The 16,618-nt window shown below is 69.0% G+C and carries 14 protein-coding genes; 12 read left to right on the top strand and 2 right to left on the bottom strand.

Annotated elements, in window-relative coordinates; translation table 11 throughout:
- Positions 1–4 precede the first annotated feature (4 nt).
- The 6 genes from ACPW96_RS05730 (at position 5) to ACPW96_RS05705 (ending at position 7,557) form a co-directional block, all read left to right on the top strand.
- A complete protein-coding gene (locus ACPW96_RS05730) occupies positions 5–1,447 on the top strand; it encodes an aldehyde dehydrogenase family protein (RefSeq protein WP_425817475.1) in 1,443 nt (480 codons plus the stop codon).
- Positions 1,444–2,307 (top strand): aldehyde dehydrogenase family protein, encoded by an 864-nt coding sequence (locus ACPW96_RS05725; protein WP_425817477.1) that lies wholly within the window; start codon positions 1,444–1,446, stop codon positions 2,305–2,307. The genes ACPW96_RS05730 and ACPW96_RS05725 overlap by 4 nt, the downstream gene beginning before the upstream one ends.
- Before the next feature lie 96 nt (positions 2,308–2,403).
- A complete protein-coding gene (locus tag ACPW96_RS05720; RefSeq protein ID WP_425882313.1) occupies positions 2,404–3,297 on the top strand; it encodes a glycerophosphodiester phosphodiesterase in 894 nt (297 codons plus the stop codon).
- 111 nt (positions 3,298–3,408) lie between these two features.
- Positions 3,409–4,074, top strand: coding sequence for a hypothetical protein (locus tag ACPW96_RS05715; protein WP_425817481.1), 666 nt, complete (start codon positions 3,409–3,411; stop codon positions 4,072–4,074).
- Positions 4,075–4,274: 200 nt separating this feature from the next.
- Entirely contained in the window at positions 4,275–6,428 is a 2,154-nt protein-coding gene (locus tag ACPW96_RS05710) for a DEAD/DEAH box helicase (protein ID WP_425882312.1), read from the top strand.
- A gap of 100 nt (positions 6,429–6,528) precedes the next feature.
- The gene (locus ACPW96_RS05705; RefSeq protein WP_425817485.1) at positions 6,529–7,557 is read left to right on the top strand and encodes an ATP-dependent 6-phosphofructokinase; all 1,029 of its coding nucleotides are present in this window, start codon (positions 6,529–6,531) and stop codon (positions 7,555–7,557) included.
- Positions 7,558–7,635: 78 nt separating this feature from the next.
- Here ACPW96_RS05705 and ACPW96_RS05700 read toward each other — a convergent pair whose 3' ends face one another.
- Complete coding sequence (locus ACPW96_RS05700; RefSeq protein WP_425882311.1) at positions 7,636–8,472, bottom strand: DUF559 domain-containing protein; 837 nt, start codon at positions 8,470–8,472, stop codon at positions 7,636–7,638.
- Between the two features lie 179 nt (positions 8,473–8,651).
- The gene (locus ACPW96_RS05695; protein ID WP_425882310.1) at positions 8,652–10,769 is read right to left on the bottom strand and encodes a S9 family peptidase; all 2,118 of its coding nucleotides are present in this window, start codon (positions 10,767–10,769) and stop codon (positions 8,652–8,654) included.
- A 175-nt stretch (positions 10,770–10,944) separates the two neighbouring features.
- Between ACPW96_RS05695 and ACPW96_RS05690 the strand changes: the two genes are divergently transcribed.
- The 6 genes from ACPW96_RS05690 to ACPW96_RS05665 all read left to right on the top strand — a co-directional run bounded on the left by ACPW96_RS05690 (position 10,945) and on the right by ACPW96_RS05665 (position 16,583).
- Positions 10,945–12,318: an anion permease gene (locus tag ACPW96_RS05690; protein ID WP_425817491.1), complete on the top strand. Its 1,374-nt coding sequence runs from the start codon at positions 10,945–10,947 to the stop codon at positions 12,316–12,318.
- On the top strand, positions 12,315–12,650 hold the full coding sequence (locus ACPW96_RS05685; RefSeq protein ID WP_425817493.1) for a peptidase: 336 nt from the start codon (positions 12,315–12,317) through the stop codon (positions 12,648–12,650). The genes ACPW96_RS05690 and ACPW96_RS05685 overlap by 4 nt, the downstream gene beginning before the upstream one ends.
- Before the next feature lie 51 nt (positions 12,651–12,701).
- A complete protein-coding gene (locus tag ACPW96_RS05680) occupies positions 12,702–13,628 on the top strand; it encodes a phosphodiesterase (protein WP_425882309.1) in 927 nt (308 codons plus the stop codon).
- 33 nt (positions 13,629–13,661) lie between these two features.
- The gene (locus tag ACPW96_RS05675) at positions 13,662–14,042 is read left to right on the top strand and encodes a MerR family transcriptional regulator (protein ID WP_425817497.1); all 381 of its coding nucleotides are present in this window, start codon (positions 13,662–13,664) and stop codon (positions 14,040–14,042) included.
- Entirely contained in the window at positions 14,039–15,016 is a 978-nt protein-coding gene (locus ACPW96_RS05670) for an aldo/keto reductase (protein ID WP_425817499.1), read from the top strand. The genes ACPW96_RS05675 and ACPW96_RS05670 overlap by 4 nt, the downstream gene beginning before the upstream one ends.
- Before the next feature lie 100 nt (positions 15,017–15,116).
- Complete coding sequence (locus ACPW96_RS05665; protein ID WP_425817501.1) at positions 15,117–16,583, top strand: aspartate ammonia-lyase; 1,467 nt, start codon at positions 15,117–15,119, stop codon at positions 16,581–16,583.
- Positions 16,584–16,618 lie beyond the last annotated feature (35 nt).

Below are 16,618 nucleotides of genomic sequence, written 5' to 3'. Positions count from 1 at the left end.
TTCAATGAGCTTTCTCGAGTACGCCCCCGCGCCCGAGTCGCGCGCAATCCTGAACCTCCGGGAGGAGTACGGGCTGTTCATCGGCGGTGAGTTCGTCGAGGGCCGGGGAGCGTCGTTCGCGACGATCTCTCCGGCGGACGAGACCCACATCGCCACCATCTCAGCGGCGTCGGAAGCGGATGTCGATGCCGCCGTCGCGGCCGCACGCCGCGCGCACGACAAGGTCTGGTCGAAGATGTCGGGCCGGGACCGCGGCAAGTACCTGTTCCGGATCGCCCGCCTCGTGCAGGAGCGCGCCCGCGAGCTCGCGGTGGCAGAGAGCCTCGACAACGGCAAGCCCATCAAGGAGAGCCGCGACGTCGACGTTCCCCTCGTGGCCTCGTGGTTCTTCTACTACGCCGGCTGGGCCGACAAGCTCGACTACGCGGGGCTGGGCGCCAACCCCCGCGCCCTCGGCGTGGCGGGCCAGGTCATCCCCTGGAACTTCCCGCTGCTCATGCTCGCGTGGAAGCTGGCCCCCGCTCTCGCGGCCGGCAACACGGTGGTCCTGAAGCCCGCAGAGACGACGCCACTCTCGGCGCTGATCTTCGCTGAGATCCTGCAGCAGGCCGACCTCCCCGCCGGTGTCGTCAACATCGTCACGGGCGCCGGCGCGACCGGCGCGGCCGTCGTGCGGCATCCGGATGTCGACAAGGTGGCGTTCACCGGATCGACCGGCGTCGGACGGGAGATCGCCAAGGCCGTCGCGGGGACGAACAAGAAGGTTACCCTCGAGCTCGGCGGCAAGGCCGCCAACATCGTGTTCGACGACGCGCCGATCGACCAGGCCATCGAGGGCATCGTCAACGGCATCTTCTTCAACCAGGGTCACGTGTGCTGCGCCGGCAGCCGCCTGCTGGTGCAGGAGTCGGTGCACGACGAGGTCGTCGATCGACTCAAGGAGCGGCTGTCGACCCTGCGCCTCGGCGACCCGCTCGACAAGAACACCGACATCGGGGCGATCAACTCGCGTGCCCAGCTCGACCGCATCCGCGAACTGAGCCAGGTCGGCGAGGACGAGGGTGCCGAGCGCTGGAGCGCCGACTGCGTGATCCCCGCCAACGGCTTCTGGTTCGCGCCGACGATCTTCACCAACGTGCAGGCCAGCCACCGGATCGCGCGCGAGGAGGTGTTCGGGCCGGTCCTCTCGGTTCTCACCTTCCGCACGCCGGGGGAGGCCATCGAGAAGGCGAACAACACTCCCTACGGACTCTCGGCGGGCATCTGGTCCGACAAGGGCAGCCGCATCCTCGCCGTGGCCGATCGCCTGCGGGCCGGTGTGGTCTGGGCGAACACGTTCAACCGCTTCGACCCCGCCTCCCCGTTCGGCGGCTATAAGGAATCCGGCTACGGCCGCGAAGGCGGCCGGCACGGCCTTCTCGCCTACCTGAAAGGGGCGCGAGCATGAGCGCGCGACTGACCGTTCCCAAGACGTACAAGCTCTACATCGGCGGCAAGTTCCCCCGCAGCGAATCGGGCCGCACCTACGAGGTGGTCTCGGCCAAGGGCGAGTTCCTGGCCAACGCCGCGATGGGCTCGCGGAAGGACGCTCGGGATGCCGTCGTCGCGGCGCGTGGTGCACTCAAGGGCTGGGCGAGCGCGACGGCGTACAACCGCGGCCAGGTGCTGTACCGCATCGCGGAACTGCTCGAGGGCCGCAGGGCCCAGTTCATCGAGGAGATCAGCGGGCAGCAGGGCGTCTCCGAGGCGGCCGCCGGCGCTCAGGTCGACGAGGCGATCGACCGGTGGGTCTGGTACGCCGGCTGGTGCGACAAGTTCGCGCAGGTCTCGGGCAATGCCAACCCCGTCTCCGGTCCGTACTTCAACATCTCCGTGCCGGAGCCGACCGGCGTCGTGGCCGTGATCGCGCCTCAGGACTCCGCGCTGCTGGGTCTCGTATCGTCCATCGCCCCCGCGCTGGTCGCCGGCAACACCGTGGTGGTCCTCGCGAGCGAGCGGTTCCCGCTCTCCGCGATCAGCCTGGCCGAGGTGCTCGCCACCTCCGACGTGCCGGGCGGAGTGGTCAACGTCCTGACGGGATCGCCCGCGGAGATCGCGCCGTGGCTCGCCTCGCATGCCGACGTCGGTGCGCTCGATCTCGTCGGCGCGGGGGCCCTGGACTGGGTGGAGCTGCAGATCGCGGCGGCGGAGACGCTGAAGCGGGTGCTCCCTCCCGAAGGGGGAGCGGATGCGGCGGCGCCGAGCCTGCAGCGCATCACCGCGTTCACCGAAATCAAGACCGTCTGGCACACCAAGAGCCTCGTCTAGCGCCGGTCGCGCCCGCGGTAACGAATGGGTAACGCAAGCATGTAGTGTGAGCACACGCGTCGACGCCGACGCGTGGATCACCGGAGGACATGCCCGATGCCCGACGACCCGTCATCCGACCCTGCCCGGGATCGGATGCAGGCGCTCATGACCGTGTGCGTGCTCGCTGTGGCCAGCCTGGCGATCGCGATGCTCGGCGCCACACCCGCCCGCGTGAGCACGAGCGAGCTGATGGGGCACGCCCGCAGTCCCGGAGAGGCGGCCTTCGTCGCCAGCCACCGCGGAGACTCGGCATCCGCTCCGGAGAACACCCTGCCGGCCGTGGAGAGCGCGATCGCGGGAGGGTTCCCGTATGTCGAGGTCGACGTCGCGCTCACCGAGGACCGGCACCCCGTTCTCATGCACGACCGCACCGTCAACCGCACCACGGATGGGCGGGGCCGCATCGCCGAGCTCACCCTGGCCGAGGTGCGAGCACTCGATGCCGGCTCCTGGTTCGACCCGGCATTCGCCGGAACCCGCGTACCGACGCTGGAAGAGTTCCTCGACGTGCTCGCCGCGTCGGAATCGAAGGCCCTGATCGAGCTGAAGGGGGTGTGGGATGCCGATGCCGCCGCGCGGTTCGCGAGCGCGGTGGTGGCGCGCGGAATGGAGCGGAACGTCGCGGTGGCGAGCTTCGACACGCGCACGCTCGCCCACATCTCGACCGCGTCATCCGTCATCTACCGGCTGGCGATCTTCCGGGCGCTTCCCGATGACGTCGTGGCCGCCGCGCGCACGATGGGCGTCCGCGGCATCGTGGCGAAGGACATGGCGGTCATCGCCCGACCGGAGATCGTCGACGAGCTGCACGCGCACGGAATGCGCGTCGTCGTCTACACCCTCAACGATGGTGCCCAGTGGCTGGAGGCCACCGCCCTCGGGGTCGACGGCATCGTCACGGACGACCCCGGCTCGCTGAACGCGTGGCAGGCGGACGCCTCGCGCTGACGGGGACACGCCCGACGTATCGATCCCGTCACTGTTCGCTCCGTCGCCGCGGCTGCGGGCCGTCGGGTCGCTAGCCTCTGAAAAAGCGTCTCCCCAGATCTCGGAGGATCCATGCTCCCCGTTGCCACCGGCCCCCGCACCGCCCCCGCACGGCGCGCGGCATGGCTGACCGCATCCGTCGCGCTGATCGCCGTGCTGGCGGCCTGCGCGCCGCAGACTCCTCCGGCGACGACCCCGTCGGAGAGCCCCTCGAGCACGCCGCGTCCCACGGCGACCGGAAGCGCGGCGCCGTCGGAGTCGCCGACCCCGGTGGCGACCGAGGACCCGGGCTCGAGCATCGATCTGCCGGCCGCGTGCGAGGACATCTACTCCGAGGAGCTGCTCGCCACCATCGCGGACATGCCCCTGAACGACCCCGGGGTGACCCTCCTCTCCACGGAGATGACCGCCGGGCTCGAGATCCTCGAGACGGCCCCGACCATCCGGTGCTCGTGGGGACTGCCCTCCGATTTCGGGCTCGCGACGAACGTCACGATCGTCGATGCAGCGCAGACGCAGTCGCTCGAGCAGTCGATGCGAGACACCGGCATGGAGTGCGCGGACTACGAACAGGGCACCCTCTGCCGCATCGAGACCGAGCACCTGGGGGAGGACGACGTCGTGGCCAAGACCGGCGAGACGCACTACCTCCGCGGCAACGGATGGGTCTCCACGCACTGGATCAACTTCGCGCCCGAAGGCTACACCGAGGACATCGTCGCGACCCTGTGGGGCTGAGTCGCCCAAAAGGCGTAGAATGACATCGGTGCACTCGCCCGTGACGTCGCCCCGCTGAAGCGGGAGCCGGCGGCAGGGATGCGAGAACCACCACCACCCGCGTCCGTCCCGGCATCCGAGCCGCCCGCGGGGACCCGCTGACTTACCCCAGTCTCGGCTGGAACCCGCCGGTTCACCCGGCATTCACGCTCAGGAGGAGCATGCCGACTACGGCGACATCCGCACCCCAGCGTCGCAGGAAGACGTCGTCATCCGCGCGACGCGACGACGACGCACCCATCATCCCGATCCTCGCCCGCAAGGTGCGAGAGGTCGAGGCGAAGGCGCAGCGAGGCAAGCTGGGACCCACCAACCGGGTGAAGTTCCAGGTGATCGCGTTCCTGGTGCGCGAGGAGCGCGCGCGCGTGAAGGCCGACGCCGGGTTCACCGACGCCGTGCGCTCGGAGCTGCTGAAGCGCCTGGACGGCGTCGCGACGATCCTCGCCAAGACAGCCGCGCGCGACACCTCGCTGATCCAGCTGCTCGAGGTCGACCAGGCGACGAGCCCGGTGGCCAGGCGGATGCGCAGGGACTGGCTGCTCGAGTCGGGTGCCGAGCTGGCCCCCGACGAGCTGATCATCACGGACGAGGCGCCCAAGAGCACGAGTGTCGTACCGGCGGCGCTGGCCGAGCGGCAGGTGACCCCTCTGGCGATCGAGGCGCGCCAGCTCGCCAACCCCTTCCTCGCCCCTGATCTCTCCAAGCCCGCTCGCAAGGAGGCGCCTCGCCGCCGCCTGGACGGGTGGGAGCTGATGGGACCCCTGTACAAGGCGTTCGAGATCGGCGCGGGCGGCTCGGCCGCATCGATGGAGCTGCCCGAGGTTCCCGAGTACGACCGGCTCTCGCCGAAGGGCCTCGAGGTCATGCCGCACCAGTCGCGCTTCCTCGAGGCGGTGCGTCTCGGCCACCGCAGCTTCCTGCTGGCCGACGAGCCGGGACTCGGCAAGACCGCCGAGTCGGTCATCGCCGCATCCGTCGCCGGCGCGTACCCGCTGCTGGCCGTCGTGCCGAACGTCGTCAAGATGAACTGGGCGCGCGAGGTCGAGCGGTGGACGCCGCAGCGCCGTGCAACCGTGATCCAGGGCGACGGCGACGACATCGACGCCTTCGCCGACGTGTTCATCGTCAACTACGAGATCCTCGACCGGCATCTGTCGTGGCTCGGCTCGCTCGGGCTCAAGGGCATGGTGGTCGACGAGGCGCACTTCATCAAGAACCTCACGAGCCAGCGGTCGCAGAATGTGCTCGCGCTCGCGACGCGTATCCGCGAGACCACGCCGGACCCGCTGATGCTGGCGCTCACGGGTACCCCCCTCATCAACGATGTCGAGGACTTCGACGCGATCTGGCGCTTCCTCGGCTGGACGACGGGCGACAAGCCCGGTCCTGAGCTCATGGAGAAGCTGGACCAGACGGGGCTGACCCCGGCGGACAAGTCGTTCTATCCCGAGGCGCGCGATGCCGTGATCTCGATGGGGATCGTCCGTCGCAAGAAGAAGGACGTCGCGGCCGACCTGCCCGACAAGCTCATCGCCGACCTTCCGGTGCAGCTCGACGACGAGTTCGGGCGCAGCATCCGTCAGGCCGAACGCGAGCTCGGCTCGCGGATGGCGGCGAAGTACCGACGAATCATCGAAGCGCGCGGCGAACGCGGTCGTGTATACGACGACGTGGACGAGGACATCATCCGCCTCGTGGCTCACAACGAGCTGGAGGAGTCGAAGGCTGCGGGCGCCGGTGGCGACAACGTCTTCACGATGGTGCGCAAGATCGGTCAGGCCAAGGCGCTGCTCGCCGCTGATTACGCGGTGCAGCTGCAGCGCTCGGTCGGCAAGGTCGTGTTCTTCGCGAAGCACATCGACGTGATGGATGCCGCGGAGAACCACTTCGCGTCGGCCGGGCTGCGCACGATCTCGGTACGAGGCGATCAGACCACGCAGTCCCGCCAGGCCGCCATCGACGCCTTCAACAACGATCCGGGCGTCGGCATCGCCGTCTGCTCGCTCACCGCGGCCGGTGTCGGCCTGAACATGCAGGCGGCGTCCAACGTGGTGCTGGCCGAGCTCAGCTGGACCGCAGCCGAGCAGACGCAGGCGATCGACCGGGTGCACCGCATCGGGCAGGACGAACCCGTCACGGCATGGAGGATCATCGCCGCGCACACGATCGACACGAAGATCGCCGAGCTCATCGACCAGAAGCAGGGGCTCGCGCTGCGGGCGCTCGACGGGCAGGCAGTGGATGCGGCATCGAGCGAATCCGTGCAGCTCAGCGCCCTGATGCACCTGCTGAGGCAGGCGCTCGGCGCCGCCTGAGGCGCCTGTCCCGGCCGTGTGGCAGGGTGATCGCCACCGGCGCTAGTGTCGTCTGTGGCAGTGTCGCCGGTTTGCGATTCCCGACAGCGAGGACCACAGCATGAAGATCGGCATCCTGACGAGCGGCGGCGACTGCCCCGGGCTCAACGCGGTCATCCGCGGCGTGGTGCTCAAGGGCACCACCACGTACGACCTCGAGTTCGTCGGCATCCGCGACGGCTGGCGCGGTGTCGTCGACGGCGACTTCTTCCCGCTGACACGCCACGAGGTCAAGGGGCTCTCGAAGGTGGGCGGCACGATCCTCGGAACAAGCCGCACGAACCCGTACGACGGTCCCCGCGGCGGTGCCGACAACATCGCCAAGACGATGTACGGCCACCGGCTCGACGGCATCATCGCGATCGGCGGCGAGGGAACCCTCGCGGCGGCCGACCGCCTGTCGAAGGACGGCATCAACGTGCTCGGGGTTCCGAAGACGATCGACAACGACCTGCGGGCGACCGACTACTCGTTCGGATTCGACACGGCCGTGAACATCGCCTCCGAGGCGATGGATCGCCTGCGCACCACCGGGGACTCCCACCAGCGGTGCATGGTGGCCGAGGTCATGGGACGCCACGTCGGCTGGATCGCCCTGCACGCCGGCATCGCCGCCGGTGCCCACGCCATCCTCATCCCCGAGGTCCCGATGACGATCGAGGAGATCTGCCATCTTGTGACGAAGGCCCACGACCGCGGCCGGGCGCCCCTCGTCGTGGTCTCGGAGGGTTTCACTCTCAAGGACATGGACGAGGCTTACAGCGACAAGGGCCTCGACTCCTTCAACCGGCCGCGTCTCGGCGGGATCAGCGAGATCCTGGCCCCCGAGATCGAGCGGATCACGGGCATCGAGACGCGGGCGACCGTGCTCGGCCACATCCAGCGAGGTGGATCGCCCTCCGGCTTCGATCGGGTGCTGGCCACGCGCCTGGGCCTGCACGCGGCTGATGCGGTCGTCGACGGCGACTGGGGCCGCATGGTGGCCTTGAAGGGCACCGACATCGTCCGCGTGCCCTTCGCCGAGGCGCTCGGCGAGCTGAACAAGGTGCCGCTCTACCGCTACGAAGAGGCGGCGGCGCTCTTCGGCTGAGGGTTCCGCGGTCGCCCCGGTGCAGGAGTGATCGCCGACGCAGGACGATCGACGGCGGTTCTTCCTGCTCAGGCGACATCACCTGTCGAGCCCCTGCGCGATGGCGGTGAGCACGGTGTCGATGACGTGCGAGTGATCGAAGAGCACCTGCTGATAGTCGAACCGGATGACCGTGTAGCCGAGAAGGGTCAGCCTGGCGTCGGCGCGGAGATCCCGGCGGCGGTCCTGCGCGGTGCTGTGGTGCGCGAACCCGTCGAGTTGGATGGCCAGGGCGCGACCGATGAGTCCGTCGACCGGGTGGCCGTCGATCCACACCTGCTGTCGAACCTGCACGCCCACCGACCGCATCAGGTCGAGGAAGTGCGATTCCACTCCGGAGTCGGACAGGACCGATGCCACGGAGGCCAGCTCGCGGGCTCTCGGGCTTCGCCATTTCACCCGTCGAAGGACCTCGGGTTCGACCACCTTGCGCCGCAAGGCGGACTCCCACACCGCCAGCGCCTCAGCCGGGGGGAGGCACTTCGCGACATGGAACAGCATGTTGATCGGGTGTTCCTCCGCGGTCGACGCCGGCAGGGCGACAGGTCCGCTCGACCAGTGCACCCGCAGGCCGGTGCGGTCGACCCGGGCGGTCGTCGACGCAACGGCGACGTGGGTGTGCTCGTGAGCCGGCGTCCACAGTCCCCGCAGCGCAGCCGCCGTGACGCACGTCGCCCTTCCGCCGGCCGAGGCCGCCGAGACACGCCGGTGATCGCAGGATGGTGCGACGAGCCACGACCGTCGCACGCGCCTGAGGACGCCCGCCGAGATGGCACGGCGCACGTCGTGCTCGGTGAACCCCTGTGATCTCAGCACCGACGAGTGGGCGATGCCGTGGTGTGACAGCATCCAGCTGTCGAGCTCCGCAGCGCGCATACCCCATGCTCGCGCGCCGGCAGGATCGAAAGCGCCCCAGGCCCGGACTCGGGGAGGGCGCGGCGACGGCGCATCCTGAGGAGGACTCGCCGACGCCCTCGCCCGGACAGGACGAATCTCCGAAGCAGGAGGTTCCGCGCGGAAACGTCCTGCCCTGGCGATTTCTCCGTCGCCGAGGCTCAGTCGTGGGCGAGGCCGAGCACGTCGAGCAGCCAGGCGAGCTCGAACGCCCGCTCCTTCCAGGAGTTGTACCGTCCGCTGACGCCGCCGTGCCCTGCCACCATCTCGCACTTCAGCAGCGCGTCGGCACCCACCTCGCGCAGCCGCGCGACCCACTTGGCGGGCTCGACGTAGAGCACACGGGTGTCGTTGAGCGAGGTGACGGCGAGGATGCGCGGATATGCGACATCCGCCCGCACGTTCTCGTAGGGCGAGTACGACTTCATGTACTCGTAGACGGTCTTCTCGTGCAGCGGGTCGCCCCACTCGTCCCACTCGATGACGGTCAACGGCAGCGACGGGTCGAGGATCGTCGTGAGCGCATCGACGAACGGCACGGCGGCGAGGATGCCGGCGAACAGCTCCGGCGCGATGTTGGCCACCGCACCCATCAGCAGGCCGCCTGCGCTCCCGCCCTCGGCGACGAGCCGGTCGGGTGAGGTGTAGCCGCTGTCGATGAGATGCCGTGCGCAGTCGACGAAGTCGGTGAAGGTGTTGCGCTTCTGCAACAGCTTGCCGTCCTCGTACCACTGCCGGCCCATCTCCCCGCCGCCCCGGACATGCGCGACGGCGAAGACGACGCCCCGGTCGAGTTCGGAGAGGCGGGCGATCGAGAAGCGCGGTTCGATGGAGTGCTCGTAGGAGCCGTACCCATACATGTGCAGCGGCCTCGGAGACCGGCCGGCGTCGCCGAACGATCGCTTCCAGACGAGGGAGATCGGCAGCCGCGTGCCGTCCGACGCCGTCGCCCACACCCGCGCCTGGTCGTAGTCCCCGGGGTCGTAGCCCCCCAGCACGGGCTGCCGTTTGCGCAGCAGCAGCTCGCGCGTCGACAGCTCGTAGTCATAGACGGTGCCCGGCGTGACGAACGAGTCGTAGCCGAGGCGGATCAGCGGGGGAGCCCACTCCGGGTTGCCCCCGGTCCCCGCCGTGTACAGCGGCTCGTCGAAGGGCAGCTCGTCCACCTTGCCCGAGCCGTAGTCCAGAAGCCCCACGCGTGCGAGCCCACCCCGGCGGTACTCCACGACGGCGAAGTCGCGGAAGCAGTCGACATCGAGCAGACGCTGCCCGGGAGTGTGGGGGAGCAGCACCCGGCGCTCACCCTGCGGGTCCTCCGCCGAGACCCGTACCAGCTCGAAATCCAGCGCCTCGTCGTTGTGCACGATGAGGAGCACGTCCTCGCCGTCCACGACGGCGTGATCGACCGAGTACTCGACGCCCTCGGTGCGCGGCCACACCAGCTTCGGCTCGGCCGTCAGGTCGGCGGTGTCGAGGATGCGGGCCTCCGACGTGATGCTCGAGCCCACCGAGATCACGAGGTACTTGTCGCTGCGGGTGATGCCCGCGCCCAGCCAGTACTTCTCGTCCGGCTCGTGGAAGAGCGTGACATCGGACGCGACGTCGGTGCCGACCGCGTGCAGCCACAGGGTGTCGGGCCGCCACGCGTCATCGACGGTGGTGTACAGGATGCCGCTGCCATCCGGCGTGAACTCGGCGCCCGAGAAGGTGCCGGGGATCTCGTCGGGCAGCGGCTGACCGGAGACGAGGTCGCGCACGCGCACCGTGTAGCGCTCGTCGCCGGCGACATCCACCCCGAAGAGCATCCGGGTGCCGTCCTTCGAGACGTCGAAGCTGCCGAGCGAGAAGAACTCGTGGCCCTCCGCCTCGACGTTCGCATCGAGCAGCACCTGCTCGCCCGGCACATCGACACCCGGCTCGAGCTGCGGAGGAGTCCAGTCGTCGGGGGAGGCGAGCGGGGCGCGGCACTGGATGCCGTACTGCTGACCCTCGACGGTGCGGCCGTAGTACCACCAGTCGCCGCGGCGCGACGGCACCGACAGATCGGTCTCCAGGGTGCGACCCTTGATCTCGTCGAAGATGCGGGTCCGCAGACCCTCCAGGTGCGCCGTGGCCCCCTCGGTGTGCGCGTTCTCTGCCCGCAGGTGAGCGAGAACCTCGTCGTCCTCCTTGGCGCGCAGCCACTCGTACGGGTCATCGAAGGCATCGCCGTGGTGGGTGCGGATCGTGGACGTGCGGGCGGCGACGGGGGCGGTGGATGCTGGTGGGTGAACGGTCACGCGTCCACGCTAGTCGAGCGTCTCGACACGGGACCCGCCCGAGTTGACCGAAGAGGGGCAGGGTGCGAGGATTCTTACGGCCCGGTTGCCGGATGCTTAATTCACGGTGAACTGTTCGTTCGTCACGCCGATCCCGTCGGCACCTCTTCATTCCTGAACCAAAGGAAAGCGAACGGTGGAAGCCGCAGCCCTGATCATCGTGCTGGTCATCGCGCTGGCACTCTTCTTCGACTTCACGAACGGCTTCCACGACACCGCGAACGCGATGGCGACGCCCATCGCGACCGGGGCCCTCAAGCCGAAGGTCGCGGTCCTCCTCGCCGCTGTGCTGAATCTGGTCGGCGCGTTCCTGTCCACCGAGGTGGCCAAGACGATCTCCGGCGGCATGATCCGAGAGGATCAGATCGATTCGGCGATCTTCCCGGCCATCATCTTCGCCGGGCTCATCGGCGCCATCACCTGGAACATGCTGACGTGGCTGCTCGGTCTGCCCTCGAGCTCGTCCCACGCACTCTTCGGCGGCCTGATCGGCGCGACGCTCGTCGGCGTCGGGGCCGCGGCGATCGACTTCAGCGTCGTGATGTCGAAGGTCATCCTCCCGGCGGTCATCGCCCCGCTCACCGCGGGCATCATCGCCTACACGGCCACGAAGATCGCGTATGTCGTCACGCGGCGCTACGACTCCAAGCCCGACGGGCGCGATGGGTTCCGCATCGGACAGATCTTCACCTCGTCGCTGGTCGCGCTGGCGCACGGCACCAACGACGCCCAGAAGACGATGGGCGTCATCACGCTGCTCCTCATCACCGCCGGCTTTCAGAGCGCCAGCGATCCGGACCCGCAGACCTGGGTCGTCTTCGCCTGCGCCATCACGATCGCCCTCGGCACCTACATGGGCGGCTGGCGCATCATCCGCACGCTCGGCAAGGGGCTCACGGACGTCAAGCCCGCGCAGGGATTCTCCGCCGAGTCCTCGACCGCGGCCACGATCCTGGCCTCCAGTGCCCTGGGCTTCGCGCTCTCGACGACCCAGGTGGCTTCGGGCTCCGTCATCGGATCCGGCCTCGGCCGCCGTGGCTCGACGGTGCGCTGGCGCATGGTGTTCCGCATCATGGTCGGCTGGCTCCTGACCCTTCCCGCCGCGGGCGCGGTCGGCGCGGCCGCGGCCCTCGTCGTGGTCTGGTTCGGCATGTGGGGCATCCTCGTGGATGCCGTGCTCGCCGTTCTCGTCATCCTGAGCATCTTCCTGCGCTCGCGCCGCAATGCCGTCACCGCGTCCAATGCCATGAGCGAGGTCGCGGACTCGGGTCGGGCCGTGAAGGTGAAGCGCAACCCGCCTCCCACGCGACGCCAAAGGGCCATCCAGCGTGAGGAGCAGCGCCGCGAGGCGGAGGAGGCGGCACGGGTGAAGGCGGAGAGCAAAGCCGCGGAGCGCCGCGCCACCGAAGAGCGAGCCCGTGTCGCCGCCACCGCGAAGCAGGCCGCCAAGGAGAAGGCGAAGGCCGACGCGCGCAGGGGAGCGGACAAGAACGGAGGGGGATCGCTGTGACCTTCAGCATCGACTGGATCGCCTTCGTGCAGGTATTCGTCGCCGCCATGATCGGGGCGGTCCTCGTCGTGGGCTTCTACTCGTCGGGCCTCCGGCTGCTCGTTCGTGCGGGCAGGGCCCCCGTGGTGACGCCCGCCGAGTTCACCGACGCCATCACCGTGATCACTCGGAAGGATGCCGAGCGCGCGGCGAAGGCTGCCGCGAAGGCGGCCCGCAAGAACCCGCTCACCGACGTGCAGAAGCGGGTGTCGCTGATAGGGGCGTACTTCTGCTTCGGGATGGCGGGGCTCGCCGTGCTCGGTGGGCTGCTGCTCATCCTCTTCAACCACTGAGCTGCTTGCGCGTCGGCGGGCGCGTCGGCGGCCGCCCCTAGGCTGGGGCGTATGGTCCCCACCCCGGCCGCATCCGTCTCCTTCGGACAGCACCCGCCCGCGCGGCGCACGATCGTGCACCTGAGTGACACCCACCTTCTCGCGGGCAACGCACCGCTGGGCGGCCGGTACGACACCGAGGCGAACCTCGCCGAGACGCTTCGCGCCGTCGAGGCGCTCGGCATCCGCCCCGACGCCCTCGTCTTCACCGGTGACCTGACCGACCTCGGCGAGCCGGACGCCTACCGCAGGCTGCGGGCCGCCGTCGACCCCGTCGCCGAGCGGCTCGATGCCCCGCTCATCTGGGTCGCCGGCAACCATGACGAACGCCCCGCGCTCCGCGAGGCGATGCTCGGCCTGGCACCGACGGAGGAGCCGGTGACCGGCGTCTGGGACCTCGGCGGGCTCCGACTGATCGCCCTCGACACGAGCGTTCCCGGCTGGCACCACGGCGACCTCGACGCGGCGCAGCTCCGCTGGCTGCGCGATGTTCTGAGCACGGCGGCGCCCCTGGGCACCCTGCTGGCCCTTCACCATCCGCCGCTGCCCTCGCACGTCCCGCTGTTCGACATCCTCGAGCTGCGCGATCAGGGCCGGCTGGCGGAGGCGATCGAGGGCACGGACGTGCGCGGCATCCTCGCGGGGCACCTGCACTATTCCACGAGCGGGACGTTCGCCGGGGTTCCCGTCAGCGTCGCGGCGGCAACCTGCTACACGATGAACCTGGCACGACCGGGCGACGCGGTGAACGGCATGGACGCCGGACAGTCGTTCCACCTGGTGCACGTCTACGACGACACGATCACCCATTCCGTCGTGCCCGTGACTCAGGCGCCTACCGGCGACTACTTCTCGGCGGAATGGGTCGAGCGGATGGCACGGCTCAGCCCCGAGCAGCGCCTGGAGGAGTTCTCGAGAAAGCCGCCTCGGAACGATTGACTTAGAGCGCGCTCTAAGTTCTAGCCTGGGGCTATGACCGTCACCGACGCCCGCCTCAGCATCTCCGACGTGGCGGAGCTCACCGGCCTGACCACGCACACGCTGCGGTACTACGAGCGTGCGGGCCTTCTGCTCGTTCCCGTAGACCGGGCGTCCTCGAGCCATCGACGCTACAGCGAGGCCGATGTGGGATGGGTGAGATTCCTCACCAAACTGCGCTCGACCGGGATGCCGATCGCCACGGTGCGCGAGTACGTCGAGCTGGCGCGCGCGGGGGACGGGACGACCGGCGACCGCCTCGAGCTGCTGCTCCGCCACCGCATCTCGGTGCTGGCCCAGCTCGAAGAGATCACCCAGAGCCTCGCGGCCATCGACTACAAGATCGACCTCTATCAGAAAGCGACACTCGAATGAAGAAGATCACCCTCGGCGCACAGGGGCCGTCCGTCGGCCGCATCGGCCTCGGCCTGATGGGAATGAGCGCGTTCTACACCGGAGCCGCGCAGGATGACGCCGGCTCGATCCGCACGATCCACCGCGCTCTCGAGCTCGGAGTCACGTTCCTGGACACGGCCGAGATGTACGGGCCGTACCTGAACGAGGAGCTCCTCGCCAAGGCGATCGCGGGGCGACGGGACGACGTCGTGATCGCCACCAAGTTCGGCACCCTGCGCCACCGCACCGATGACTCTTACGGCATCGACGGCAGCCCCGAGAACCTCCGGCTCTCGGTGGACGGCTCTCTGAAGCGCCTCGGCACCGATCGCATCGACCTGTACTACCAGCACCGCATGGATCCCGGCACCCCGATCGAGGACACCGTCGGTGCCCTCGCGGAGCTGATCCAGGAAGGCAAGATCCTGCACTACGGCCTCTCGGAGGCGCGGCCCGAGACGATCCGCCGCGCGCATGCCGTGCACCCGGTGACGGCGCTGCAGACCGAGTACTCGCTCTGGACGCGCGACCCGGAGGCGGAGATCCTCCCCACCGTGCGCGAGCTGGGGATCGGATTCGTGCCGTACTCGCCGCTGGGTCGCGGGTTCCTCACCGGGTCGATCCGGTCGCTCGACGAGCTCGATGCGACCGACTTCCGGCGCTCCAACCCGCGGTTCGCGGACGGCAACCTCGAGCGCAACATCGCGATCGTCGAGAAAGTGGATGCCGTGGCCGCCGAGCTCGGAGCCAAGCCGGGGCAGGTGGCACTTGCCTGGCTGCTCGCGCAGGGGGATGACATCGCGCCCATTCCGGGGACGAAGAGGATCCCGTATCTCGAGGAGAACGTCGCGGCCGACGCGCTCGAACTGAGCGCGGACCAGCTCCAGGCGCTGGGCGACCTCGAGTCTCCGGTCGGCGACCGCTACGCCGATATGAGCTCGGTGAACCGGTAGCGCTCGGACACAGGGGGCGGGTACCCCGGGCAGAATCGCCGGTCGTCCGGCGATAGGCTCGAAGCACCCGCCTCTCGTGACCCAAAAGGACCCACACACCATGGCACTGGACGCAATGACGCGCACCCGTATAGAAACCGACTCGTTGGGATCGATGGAGATCCCCGCAGACGCCTACTGGGGCATCCACACCGCCCGTGCGCTGGACAACTTCCCGATCAGCAAGCGCCCGATCTCCGTCTATCCGGACCTCGTCGTCGCGCTGGCGATGGTGAAGCAGGCCGCCGCGCGCGCGAATCGTGATCTCGGCGATCTCGAGCCGGCGACCGCAGACCTGATCGACCGCGCGAGCCAGCGCGTCATCGACGGCGAGTTCCACGACCAGTTCGTCGTCGGCGTCATCCAGGGCGGCGCCGGCACGTCGACGAACATGAACGCGAACGAGGTCATCACCAACGTCGCCCTCGAGATGGCGGGCCGCGAGAAGGGCGACTACGCCTACCTCTCGCCGATCGATGACACGAACCGCAGCCAGTCGACCAACGACGTGTATCCCACGGCCATCAAGGTGGGCCTCTCGCTCACCCTTCGCAGCCTTCTCGAAGAGCTCGACCTGCTGCGGAAGGCGTTCCTGGCCAAGGCGGTCGAATTCCACGACGTGCTGAAGGTGGGCCGCACCCAGCTGCAGGACGCGGTGCCGATGACGCTCGGTCAGGAGTTCCACGGCTTCGCGACGACCCTTCGCGAGGACTACAACCGCCTGACGGAGAACGCCTACCTGCTGTTCGAGATCAACATGGGTGCGACGGCCATCGGCACGGGCATCACCGCTCATCCCGACTACGCGGCCGGCGTTCTGCGTCACCTGCGCGAGATCAGCGGGCTCGACCTAGAGACCGCCGTCGACCTCGTCGAGTCCACGAGCGACACCGGGGCGTTCATGTCGTTCTCCTCGTCGCTCAAGCGCAATGCCATCAAGCTGTCGAAGATCTGCAATGATCTTCGCCTCCTCTCCAGCGGTCCCCAGGCGGGGTTCGGCGAGATCAACCTGCCGGCGCGCCAGGCCGGCTCGAGCATCATGCCGGGCAAGGTGAACCCGGTGATCCCCGAGGTCGTGAACCAGGTGGCCTTCGCCGTCGTGGGCGCCGACATGACCGTCACGATGGCGGTCGAGGGCGGGCAGCTTCAGCTCAACGCGTTCGAGCCGGTCATCGCGCACTCGATCTTCCAGTCGATCACGTGGATGCGGCAGGCCATGTGGACCCTGCGCGTCAACTGCGTCGAGGGCATCACGGCCAACCGCGAACGCCTCGGCGGGATGGTCGGCTCGTCGGTGGGAGTCATCACCGCACTCACCCCGTTCATCGGCTACGCGGCCGCCGCGGCGCTCGCCAAGACGGCCCTGCTCACCGGCCACAACATCGCCGACCTCGTGGTGGAGGGCGGCCTCATGACCCGGGAGGAGTGCATGAAGCAGCTCTCACCGGCGCGGCTGTCGGGGCTCGAGGCGGTCACCGCGGCGATCCCGATCGTGCCGCCGCCCGGAGCTCCCAAAGAGTCGCTCTAGGCATCCCCGCGGGTTCTGCGTTGCCGGGGGTCGGA

The sequence above is a fragment of the Micromonospora sp. DT81.3 genome (assembly GCF_049847225.1).
Taxonomy (GTDB): domain Bacteria; phylum Actinomycetota; class Actinomycetes; order Actinomycetales; family Microbacteriaceae; genus Microbacterium.
The sequence above is the reverse complement of the archived record's forward strand: the minus strand, read 5'-3'. Positions and strand labels throughout refer to the sequence as shown.

What these genes read in the sequence shown, in the direction of transcription:
- ACPW96_RS05730 (WP_425817475.1), top strand. Translation starts at nt 5, where the DNA reads ATGAGCTTTCTCGAGTACGCCCCCGCGCCCGAGTCGCGCGCAATCCTG.
- ACPW96_RS05675 (WP_425817497.1), top strand. Translation starts at nt 13,662, where the DNA reads ATGACCGTCACCGACGCCCGCCTCAGCATCTCCGACGTGGCGGAGCTC.
- ACPW96_RS05725 (WP_425817477.1), top strand. Translation starts at nt 1,444, where the DNA reads ATGAGCGCGCGACTGACCGTTCCCAAGACGTACAAGCTCTACATCGGC.
- ACPW96_RS05720 (WP_425882313.1), top strand. Translation starts at nt 2,404, where the DNA reads ATGCCCGACGACCCGTCATCCGACCCTGCCCGGGATCGGATGCAGGCG.
- ACPW96_RS05710 (WP_425882312.1), top strand. Translation starts at nt 4,275, where the DNA reads ATGCCGACTACGGCGACATCCGCACCCCAGCGTCGCAGGAAGACGTCG.
- ACPW96_RS05670 (WP_425817499.1), top strand. Translation starts at nt 14,039, where the DNA reads ATGAAGAAGATCACCCTCGGCGCACAGGGGCCGTCCGTCGGCCGCATC.
- ACPW96_RS05680 (WP_425882309.1), top strand. Translation starts at nt 12,702, where the DNA reads ATGGTCCCCACCCCGGCCGCATCCGTCTCCTTCGGACAGCACCCGCCC.
- ACPW96_RS05700 (WP_425882311.1), bottom strand. Translation starts at nt 8,472, where the DNA reads ATGCGCGCTGCGGAGCTCGACAGCTGGATGCTGTCACACCACGGCATC.
- ACPW96_RS05705 (WP_425817485.1), top strand. Translation starts at nt 6,529, where the DNA reads ATGAAGATCGGCATCCTGACGAGCGGCGGCGACTGCCCCGGGCTCAAC.
- ACPW96_RS05665 (WP_425817501.1), top strand. Translation starts at nt 15,117, where the DNA reads ATGGCACTGGACGCAATGACGCGCACCCGTATAGAAACCGACTCGTTG.
- ACPW96_RS05715 (WP_425817481.1), top strand. Translation starts at nt 3,409, where the DNA reads ATGCTCCCCGTTGCCACCGGCCCCCGCACCGCCCCCGCACGGCGCGCG.